We start from the raw sequence: 9,185 nt of genomic DNA, 5'->3' as shown, positions 1-9,185 counted from the left end.
TCGCTGACCTTGTGGTTCTTGCGAGGGGCCCAGGACCCGATCCCATCCCGAACTCGACCGTCAAATCCCTCCGCGCCAATGGTACTAAGTCTCAAGACTTGGGAGAGTAGGTCACTGCAAGGTCTGCAAAAAACACTCAAATCTCGTCACAATCCAAAACAAACAAAAGCCCCCGCAAAAGCGGGGGCTTTGTCGTATTCAGAACAAGCTGATCAAGAGCCCCTCGAACCCAGGCCCACAGGTGCAGCATGGACGAGATCGCGTTTTCCGCCGATTGCAGCAAGTGTTTTGGCCTTTGCTGCACGGCTCTGTCCTTTGAGCGCTCAAGCCAGTTTGGACATGACAAGCTGGCCGGACAGCCATGCCAGTATTTGGCCGATGACTTCCGCTGCCGCATCCACGAGCGGCTGGAAGATCTGGGTTATGGCGGTTGTGACGCCTTCGACTGTCTGGGTGCCGGGCAGCGCGCCAGTGCTGCTTTTGCCACGGAGAACTGGCGGCGCGATACGGCGATTGCCCGGCGGCTTTATGCGCGGTTTTCGCAATTGCTGTTGCTGCAGGAAATGCGGCAGGCTCTGGTGACTGCAGCAAGTCTGGATATTCCGGCAGAACTGCATCAGCGTCGCCTCGCACTGCTGGACCGGGTGGGCGACGAGGCCGACAGCGATGACAAGGATACCACCGCGGCGGCGCAGGCCGTTCTGGCTGATGGCAAGGCCTTCCTCAAGAGCCTGGCGGCAGTGCTTGCGGCGTAGTTGGGTTGGCTGACGCAAAGCGTGAGCGGTGAAGGGGTTGACCTTGTGGCCGCAAAGGCCATGCTGGCGCCAACAATCCTGCCAGCCAAATGAGCCGCATGTTGCTGATCCGTATTCTTTTTCTGTCCCTGCTTCTGGTCTTTCCCGCCACCGCGCAAGACATCCTGACGGGTGGCTCAACCACGTCGGCCGAGGAGAGCGCTGACCCTGGGGCCAGCTCGGCCGCTGTCGACGACCTGATCCGCATTCTGCAAGACGACACTGCACGCGCCGCGTTGATCGAGCGGCTGCAGCAGGCTGCCCCTGAGACCGATGGGGCGCAGGCACAAGAAGCCGCCGCGCCGGATATGAGCATTGCGCGGCAATTGGCGGAATATACGCAGAGCGTGGCGGAAGGCGCTGCCACTTCAGTGCGCTCGATCGGGACGGCATTGTCCAATCTCCAGGCACTGTTCAGTGGCTCGATCAGTGCGGATAGCACGGCGCTGCGGGAGTTTGCCGTCAATATTGGCCTGTTGCTCCTGGCCTTGTTCGGCAGTTTCTTTGTTCTGCGGTTGATCACCAACGGGTTGGGGCATGGCATCGCCGCGCGCGCCACAGAGCGGGGCATTCTGGCACGACTGGCGGCTTTGGTTGGGGTGGGAATGATTGACGCTGCCAGCATCTTTCTGGCCTGGGGGCTGGGCTATGTATTGGCGCTGAATTTCGGCACCACCTCGCGCGGCACGATGGGGATCAACCAGTCCCTGCTGCTCAATGCCTTTGTCGTGGTTGAAATGATCAAACTGATGGTTCGATTGGTTTTGATGCCGCGTTTCCCGGCGCTGCGCTTCCTGCCATTGGCCGATACCAATGCTGCCTATTGGTCGTTCTGGAGCGCGCGGATCATTTCTCTGCTGGGCTATGCCTTCATGTTCGTTGCCCCAATGCTGAGCGGCTTGGTATCGCGGCCGGCCGGTGGCGCCGTGCAGGTGCTGGCGATGGCAACGGCCGTGACTATCGGTGTCATCATCACCTTGCAGAACAAGGACGATGTGCGAGACTGGCTGGCCGAAATCAGTGCCAAGCGGGATAATGACGGGTTGGGGCGCCTGTTGGCGACAATCGGGCGGCAATGGCACGTGCTGGTCATTGCCTATCTGCTGGCGCTGCTGGTGGTGTGGTTCGCCAATCCCGAGACAGCGCTGCCCTTCATGCTCAGCGCCACTGTACAGTCGGCCCTGGCTATTCTGGTCGGGTCACTGATCGTTGGGTTCATTACCCGTTTTGTCAGCGCCGGCTTGAGCCTGCCTGATGATGTGCGCCAACGCCTGCCCTTGCTTGAAGCGCGGCTTAAATCCTTTGTGCCGGCGGTGATGCGCGTGGTCCGTTGGGTGGTGATCGCTGGGGTGGTGGTGGCTATTGGCCAGGCCTGGGCCCTGTTCGACTTTGCCGCCTGGATCGGCAGCGAAGAGGGGTTGGCAGTCGCCGGGTCGGTGGTTTCGGCCGCCTTGATCATCCTTGCGGCCATCGTGCTCTACGTGGTGGTGGCGTCCTGGGTCGAATTTCGGCTCAACGCCAATTTCGGCAAGGTGCCGACCTCGCGCGAAAAGACGCTGCTCAACCTGTTCAAGAACGCCTTCACCATCGCCCTTGTAGTGTTTGGGTCGATGCTGGCCCTGGCCCAGATCGGGGTCAATATTGCGCCGCTGCTGGCTGGCGCAGGCGTGGTTGGCCTAGCCATTGGTTTTGGTGCGCAGAAGCTGGTGCAGGACATCATTACAGGCATCTTCATCCAGTTCGAGAACATCATGAACGAGGGCGATGTGGTTGCCGTGGGCAGTTGGACCGGGGTGGTGGAGAAGCTCACCATCCGCTCGGTGACCATTCGCGACCTGTCCGGCACGGTGCACCTGATCCCGTTCTCATCGGTCGATCAGGTCAGCAATATGATGCGCGGCTTCTCCTATCATGTCGCCGAGATCGGGGTGGCCTATGACAGCGATATCGACGTGGTCAAGGCGGCCATGCAGGAGGCGTTCGCGCGGCTGATGGAGACCGAGCACAAGGAGGATATCCTGGACGAGCTGGACATGCAGGGCGTGACTGCGTTCGGCGACTCGGCGATCACCATGCGGGCCCGCATCAAGACGCTGCCGGGCAAGCAATGGGGCGTGGGGCGCCGCTACAACGAATTCGTCAAGCTGGTATTTGCCGAAAAGGGTATCGAGATCCCCTATCCCCATGTCACCTATGTGCCCGCCGCAGGCAGCGGCGGCGCATCCAAATCGCCACCGCCGGCCGGGCGCGTCGAGGACCAGAGCGAAGACAGCACGGACTGACAGCGATGTGAACGGGGAAGGCGGTTTGCCTTAAGGTCATCTTAATCGGGTGCGTTAATGATTTGATACGCGCGCCCGGCATGGCCGGTGCGTTCGTGACTTCCTGTTACCGCGTATGCACGAGGCCCGAGATGATCCGATCCGGTGGTTCTTCCAATTTTCTTCGCCTGCTGATGAGCGCTGTTCTGGCTGGCCTGGCCTTGGCGGGGCCAGCCCAGGCCAACAGCGCCAGTTTCGTGCGCGATCTCTGGCCCGAGGCGGAACGGGCCGGGGTCAGCCGTCAGGCGTTTGAGGCCGCCTTTGCCAGCTACAACCCGATCCCCCAGGTGATCGAGCTGACGCAGAAGCAGCCCGAGTTCACCCAGACCGTGCAGCAATATGTCGACAAGCGTGTCACCGCCTCGCAGGCTGCCAAAGGCCAGGCCATGCGCGGGGAATGGGCACAGACGCTTGCCGGTGCCGAGCAGCGCTATGGGGTGCAGCCGGAAATCGTGCTCGCCATCTGGGGCATGGAAACCAATTTCGGCAGCTTCATGGGGGGCAACAATACCATCCATGCGCTGGCCACGCTGACCGAGAAGGGCTACCGCGCGAGCTTCTTCCGCTCCGAACTGGTCACGGCGTTGCGCATCGTTTCGGACGGGCATATCGCGCCCAATGCCATGGTCGGCTCCTGGGCCGGAGCGATGGGGCATACCCAGTTCATGCCCTCGAGCTTCATGCGCTATGCGGTCGACTATAATGGCGACGGGCGCAAGGACATCTGGAACTCGGTGCCCGATGCGCTTGGTTCGACCGCCAATTATCTCAAGAGCTTTGACTGGCGGCCGGGGGAAACCTGGGGCTATGAGGTCAAGCTGCCGCAAGGGTTCAATTTCGCGGCGGCCCGGGAGATGGGCAAGGCGCCGCTGAGCCAATGGCAGGCCATGGGCATCAGCCGTGCTTCGGGCAGCGCCTTTCCGCGCCCCGGCGACATGGCCCGGCTCTATCTGCCGGCAGGGGCCAGCGGCCCGGCCTTTTTGCTGCTGCCCAATTTCGACGTGATCAAGCGCTACAACAATTCGGACAGCTACGCCCTGGCCGTGGGTCATCTGGCTGACCGGATTCTGGGCGCCGGCAGCTTTGTGACGCCCTGGCCTGCGGGTGATTACGCGCTGAACAAGGCGCAGCGGGCCGAAGTGCAGACCCTGCTCGGGCGGGCCGGTTTCGATGTCGGCACGGCCGATGGGGTGGTCGGCCCCAAGACCCGCGCCGGGGTGATTGCCTATCAGCAGGCGCGCGGTTTGCCAGCCGATGGCCATGTTTCGGGGCTGCTGCTGGAGCGGCTGAAACGCTGAGATTGGCGTCAACAAGCTGTTAACGAACTGGGTGCAAAGTTTTCCCGCTTAAGTAGAGGGCAGGCCAGCGACCGGAGGACCGGCGCGCCTGCCCTCGCCCATTCTGGCGGCCCTCTGATCACAACTCCGGCACATGGCTGCGCGCCACAAAATCCCCGATTTTTCGGCGCACACACCCGGCCTTATCTTTCCAACAGACCTGATTGATTTTCGATGCCCTTGCTTCGCACCCTGCTTGCCGCCCTGACCATGGCCGCCTTGCTGCTGCCCAATGCGGTCCAGGCGGTTTCCATCATGGATCCGTTCAACATCCCCGCGGCCATGGATGGGGGGACTTCCAAGGTGGGCGACGGAATTGCCTATGCGGATGGGGCGCGCACCAAGCTCGATGTCTATGCGCCCGAAGAGCGGGGCGCGCCCGCGCCGGTGGTGTTCTTCATCTATGGCGGCGGCTGGAGCCGGGGCGAGCGCGGGGAATATGAATTTGTCGGCCGTGCCCTGGCCTCGCGCGGTTTCGTCACCGTGATTGCCGATTACCGACTCTATCCAGAGGTACGCTATCCCGATTTTCTTGAGGACGGCGCCCGCGCCCTGCGCTGGGTGCAGGACAACATCGCCAATTATGGGGGCGATCCAAACCGGCTGTTCCTGGCCGGCCACTCCGCAGGCGCCTATAACGCGGTGATGCAGGCGCTCGATCCTGCGTTCCGCGCCGAATATGGCGTCACCATGCCGATCCTGGCGGTTGCGGCGCTGTCGGGACCTTATGATTTCTACCCCTTTGAATACAATGAAGTGCGCGATGTGTTTGGCGAGGCACCCAATCCGCAGGGCACCCAGCCGATCAATCTGATTACCGCCGAAGCGCCACCCATGTATCTGGCCACCGGCACCACCGACCCGATCGTGCGGGTACAGAACACCGAGCGCTTCGCTGAACGGCTGCGGGCGCAGGGCGTGTGGGTCACCAGCCAGTACTATGACGGGTTCGGGCATATGGAGCCGGTGCTGGCCATGGGCGCGCTATGGCGCTGGCGCATGCCGGTGCTTGACGACATGGTCGGCTTTTTCCAGCGTTTCGGGGCCTTCCCCAGCGGCGTGCCCTATCTGGCGGTGGCGCCGGAAGAGCCGCAAATGCTGCCCGACTCGGTCGCACCGATCGACCAGATCGTGAGCGAGCTCAACGCGAAGTTCCAACCGATCGAGGACTAGCGGGCAGGGTCGCCGCCCTCTGTCATGGCGCATGTCAAAGAGCGTTCCGCGCTGCGCGATGGCATGCCGAAGAGCCGGATAGCCAGAGGCCTCCGGTTGCATGTGGACGTGTCCCGAGGCGCGTGCGTCTCAGTAAACTAGAATAAATAGAGACGTCGCCGCCTCGGAACACCGGGTTTCTCCTGCTGTCGTGGCCCCTATTGATCGCTCGTCGCAAGGTGGCCCAACGAGCAGGCAGGCCCTGGAGCGACCCAGCACCCAACCGGCTCCCCCCGCAAAAGTTCGCTGCAGTCCGTCCGCGCGGGAGTGATGAGAAGGATTATGGGAGAGGTTTGGGTGCCGGGGATTATTTTGTGATTAGCCTGTCAACTCAATGCGTTGAGAGCCATAGACCCCCACCCTGCTTGTCTCAACGGACATTGCGATAGGCTCAGTCCTGTCTGGCTTGCCCCAAGCAAAGGGGGAGGCGGGCGGGAGCCGATGTCTGGCCGATGTCTGGGGACGGCGCGTTGACCAGACAAAGTCGGCTGTTTGGCTCAGGGCGTCGGCTCGATAACAACCGAAGGGGCGGAGCGGGTGCTGGGGCCGTGAAAAACGGCCTCAATGTTGTTGCCATCGGGATCGAGCACGAAGCAGGCGTAATAGCCGGGGTGGTAATAGCGTTCGCCGGGCGCGCCATTGTCGGCGCCACCGGCGGCCAGGGCTGCCTTGTGGAAGGCATCGACGGTTTGGCGGTCCTTCGCCTGGAAAGCCAGATGAACGTGGCTGGGCGTGGCGCGGGCATCGAGCCCGTCGACAAACAATTCATCGACCTGGAACCAGCCTTCGCCACGCGCGGTGATGGGGATGCCCAGAACCGCCAGGACATTTTCATAAAAATAGCGGGCAGCAGCGACATTGCGGGCGCGCAGATGCACGTGATCGATGAGCCGGCCGGTGTGAAATTGCATCGGGAACTCCAGGTGAGATGGGCAAAACAAAACCGCCCGGACAATGCCCGGGCGGCTGGACGGGATCCGTCAGCAATATTCTGGTTTATTCGGCTTCGTCGGCCGGGGCCGAATTGAGCTGGCCATATTTTTCCGCGCCGATCTTGTCGAGCAGTTCGAGCTGGGTTTCCAGGAAGTCGATATGGCCTTCCTCGTCGGCCAGCAGTTCCTCGAACAGGTTCTTGGAGACATAATCGCCCAGCTCTTCGCAGAGCTCACGGCTGGCCTTGTAGGCCGCGCGGGCGTCATATTCGCCGGCGAGGTCCGCCTCAAGCACTTCCTTGATGGTCTGTCCGATGCGCAGGGGGGCGACCCGCTGCAGATTGGGATGGCCTTCAAGGAAGATGATGCGCTCGATCAGCTTGTCGGCGTGGTGCATTTCTTCAATGGATTCGGCGCGTTCCTTGGACGCGAGGCGCTTGTAGCCCCAATCATCCAGAAGGCGGTAATGCACCCAATACTGGTTGACTGCGCCGAGCTCGAGGAAAAGGGCCTCGTTAAGCCGCTCGATGACTTGTGCTTCGCCTTTCACGACGTACTCCGTTCCGTTGCTTTTTGAGCTTTTCCAGCCCCGACTGGAGTTCGACCAGTTCGGCAGGCTGATGGGCTTGCTGTGCGTGATAATTTTCGGTGACGCGGACGATAATGTCCACCACATTCGGCACACAGCCGGAGCATTTCGCACGTCGATTGAGTTCTGCATAGACCTTTGCAGGCACAACAAGCTGCCACGGATCGGCCTTCAACAGGTCGAGCACGATATCCTCGATCTCTCTCGAGGTGATCATATTGCACTGGCAGACGAGCATGGCGGGGCCATATCAGGTTCTCAACGGGCGGGAATAAACGCCGCTCATTCCTGAATGTCAACGTCATAAATTGCCGCGCCGGTCAACTTTGGTGGCATCCCGCCCGGCATGGATGCGGCGCGAAACTCATTGCGGGCTGCTGCGTATTTAAGGGACACAGCCCCGGGAGCAGACCGATCCAATTCACAGATGTCATCAGTGCACTGGTCCCCAAGGACAGCTCATCCCGACGCATTGCCAGCAGTCTGTCCTATGGGGCCGGTCCTCGTCGGAAGCTCGATGTTTATGGGCCGCGTCGACGCGATGACACACCCTTGCCAGTTGTGGTGTTCTTTTATGGCGGCGCGTGGAACTCGGGGAGCCGCACCCATTATGGCTTTGCCGCGCGGGCGCTGGCGGCGATGGGCTATATGGTCGTGGTGCCGGACTATCGGCTGGTACCGGAAATCGAATATCCCGCATTTCTCAAGGATTGCGCGGCGGCCGTGGCCTGGGTCAGCGATCATATCGCCGCCTATGGTGGCGATCCCGGGCGGCTCGTTCTGGCCGGGCATTCGGCCGGCGCCTATAATGCTGCGTGCCTGGCGCTCGATCCGCGCTGGCTGGGGCCTGAACTGCGCAACGCGATAGTGGGTCTGATTGGACTGTCCGGTCCCTACGACTTCTATCCTTTTGACGGGCCGATATCGCAACGCGTGTTCGGCAAGGCCGACAATCCGCGCCAGACCCAGCCGATCAATCATGTCGGGCCCGATGCGGTGCCCATGCTGCTGGTCAGCGGTGGGCGGGATCGATTGGTGCTGCCGCGCAACAGCGTCAATCTGAGCGCGGCGTTGCAGGCGTTCGGCGTGCCGGCAACGCTACGGCTCTATCCTCGCCTCGGCCACGCCGGCATCTTGTTCTGCCTCAGCCTGCCGCTGCGCTGGATGGCGCCGGTGCTGAAGGATTGCCGCGCCTTTCTGGCCGAAGTCACAAATCCCGGGATGGGGCCGGGCGATCCGACCGCGCCGGAGCATCGCGCCGCAGCCGCGCGGCAATGACGGCCGCCGAGGCGGCGGTGCGATGGGCGGAAGAAAAGAACTCGCGGTGGGCCAGGATCAGCACGGTGACGAGGCACGCCGCAATCGCAAGCCATTCGGACACGAACCAGGCAACGGTGGCGACGGAAAAATAATAGGCGCGGATGCCGGAATTGAAATTGCGGGCGCCCAGCCCGTTCATCTGGGCGATGGCGTCAATTTCCTCTTCAGTGGCGTCTCGATCATGTTCGAGGGCGCCGAGCATGATGCAGAAATGGTTGAACTGGCGCAGGGACAGGGTGAAGGCGAAAAAGGCCATGACGAACATGGCCAGCATGACGCCGAGATGGATCTGTACGTCGAGCACGGTATAGGTGCGTTCGAGCGAGAGGGAATCGAGCGCCTGCATCAGGGTGGGCAACTGGCCGAAGACGGCAAAGACCGCCAGCACCAGCAGCACCGAGGTGGAGGCCAGAAAGCTCACCGAGCCCATGATGTTGCCCGAAAGGATGGCATCGAACGGGCTTTCCCGCCTGGAGGCGTTGGCCACCCAGCGGCGGCGCTGCATGTTCATGATCACCGAGAGCGAGGGGCGCGCCCGCTCGATCAGCGGCACGATGATGTTATAGGCCAGATAGGCCAGCAGCGGGAAAACCGAGGTTATGAGGGTGGTCAAGGGCTGGCTCCGACGCAGGGCTGATCGGGCCGACTATAGCGACGCCACCAGCCTGCACCAGTCCGAG

Annotated in this window: 9 protein-coding genes and 1 rRNA gene; 6 read left to right on the top strand and 4 right to left on the bottom strand. The window is 61.9% G+C overall.

Going from position 1 to position 9,185, the window contains the following annotated elements; all coding sequences use genetic code 11:
• The first annotated feature begins 7 nt into the window (after positions 1-7).
• From rrf to DDE76_RS10020, 5 genes are all read left to right on the top strand, one after another.
• A 5S ribosomal RNA gene (gene rrf, locus DDE76_RS10040) occupies positions 8-123 on the top strand.
• A 125-nt stretch (positions 124-248) separates the two neighbouring features.
• On the top strand, positions 249-755 hold the full coding sequence (locus tag DDE76_RS10035; RefSeq protein WP_104893003.1) for a hypothetical protein: 507 nt from the start codon (positions 249-251) through the stop codon (positions 753-755).
• 101 nt (positions 756-856) lie between these two features.
• Positions 857-3,076, top strand: a complete 2,220-nt coding sequence (locus DDE76_RS10030) for a mechanosensitive ion channel domain-containing protein (RefSeq protein ID WP_157955745.1) — start codon at positions 857-859, stop codon at positions 3,074-3,076.
• A 131-nt stretch (positions 3,077-3,207) separates the two neighbouring features.
• Positions 3,208-4,413, top strand: a complete 1,206-nt coding sequence (locus DDE76_RS10025) for a lytic murein transglycosylase (RefSeq protein WP_104893005.1) — start codon at positions 3,208-3,210, stop codon at positions 4,411-4,413.
• Between the two features lie 213 nt (positions 4,414-4,626).
• The gene (locus DDE76_RS10020) at positions 4,627-5,625 is read left to right on the top strand and encodes an alpha/beta hydrolase (RefSeq protein WP_245891871.1); all 999 of its coding nucleotides are present in this window, start codon (positions 4,627-4,629) and stop codon (positions 5,623-5,625) included.
• 536 nt (positions 5,626-6,161) lie between these two features.
• On the opposite strand, the gene DDE76_RS10015 is transcribed toward DDE76_RS10020, so the two are convergent.
• The 3 genes from DDE76_RS10015 to DDE76_RS10005 form a co-directional block, all read right to left on the bottom strand.
• Positions 6,162-6,575 (bottom strand): VOC family protein, encoded by a 414-nt coding sequence (locus DDE76_RS10015; protein WP_104893006.1) that lies wholly within the window; start codon positions 6,573-6,575, stop codon positions 6,162-6,164.
• 85 nt (positions 6,576-6,660) lie between these two features.
• Positions 6,661-7,146: a bacterioferritin gene (gene bfr, locus DDE76_RS10010; protein ID WP_104893007.1), complete on the bottom strand. Its 486-nt coding sequence runs from the start codon at positions 7,144-7,146 to the stop codon at positions 6,661-6,663.
• On the bottom strand, positions 7,112-7,423 hold the full coding sequence (locus DDE76_RS10005) for a (2Fe-2S)-binding protein (protein ID WP_104893008.1): 312 nt from the start codon (positions 7,421-7,423) through the stop codon (positions 7,112-7,114). The genes bfr and DDE76_RS10005 overlap by 35 nt, the downstream gene beginning before the upstream one ends.
• An 11-nt stretch (positions 7,424-7,434) precedes the next feature.
• On the opposite strand from DDE76_RS10005, the gene DDE76_RS10000 reads away from it, so the two are divergent.
• Positions 7,435-8,463 carry an alpha/beta hydrolase gene (locus DDE76_RS10000; protein WP_104893009.1) on the top strand — a complete coding sequence of 343 codons (1,029 nt, stop codon included), beginning with the start codon at positions 7,435-7,437 and terminating at the stop codon, positions 8,461-8,463.
• Here DDE76_RS10000 and DDE76_RS09995 read toward each other — a convergent pair.
• Positions 8,393-9,118, bottom strand: a complete 726-nt coding sequence (locus tag DDE76_RS09995; protein WP_104893010.1) for a DUF599 domain-containing protein — start codon at positions 9,116-9,118, stop codon at positions 8,393-8,395. The two genes, DDE76_RS10000 and DDE76_RS09995, sit on opposite strands and share 71 nt — an antisense overlap.
• Positions 9,119-9,185 lie beyond the last annotated feature (67 nt).

This window comes from Devosia indica (assembly GCF_003056405.1).
GTDB classification, from domain to species: domain Bacteria; phylum Pseudomonadota; class Alphaproteobacteria; order Rhizobiales; family Devosiaceae; genus Devosia; species Devosia indica.
Note: the sequence above shows the minus strand (reverse complement) of the source record. Positions and strands in the feature narration are given on the sequence as shown.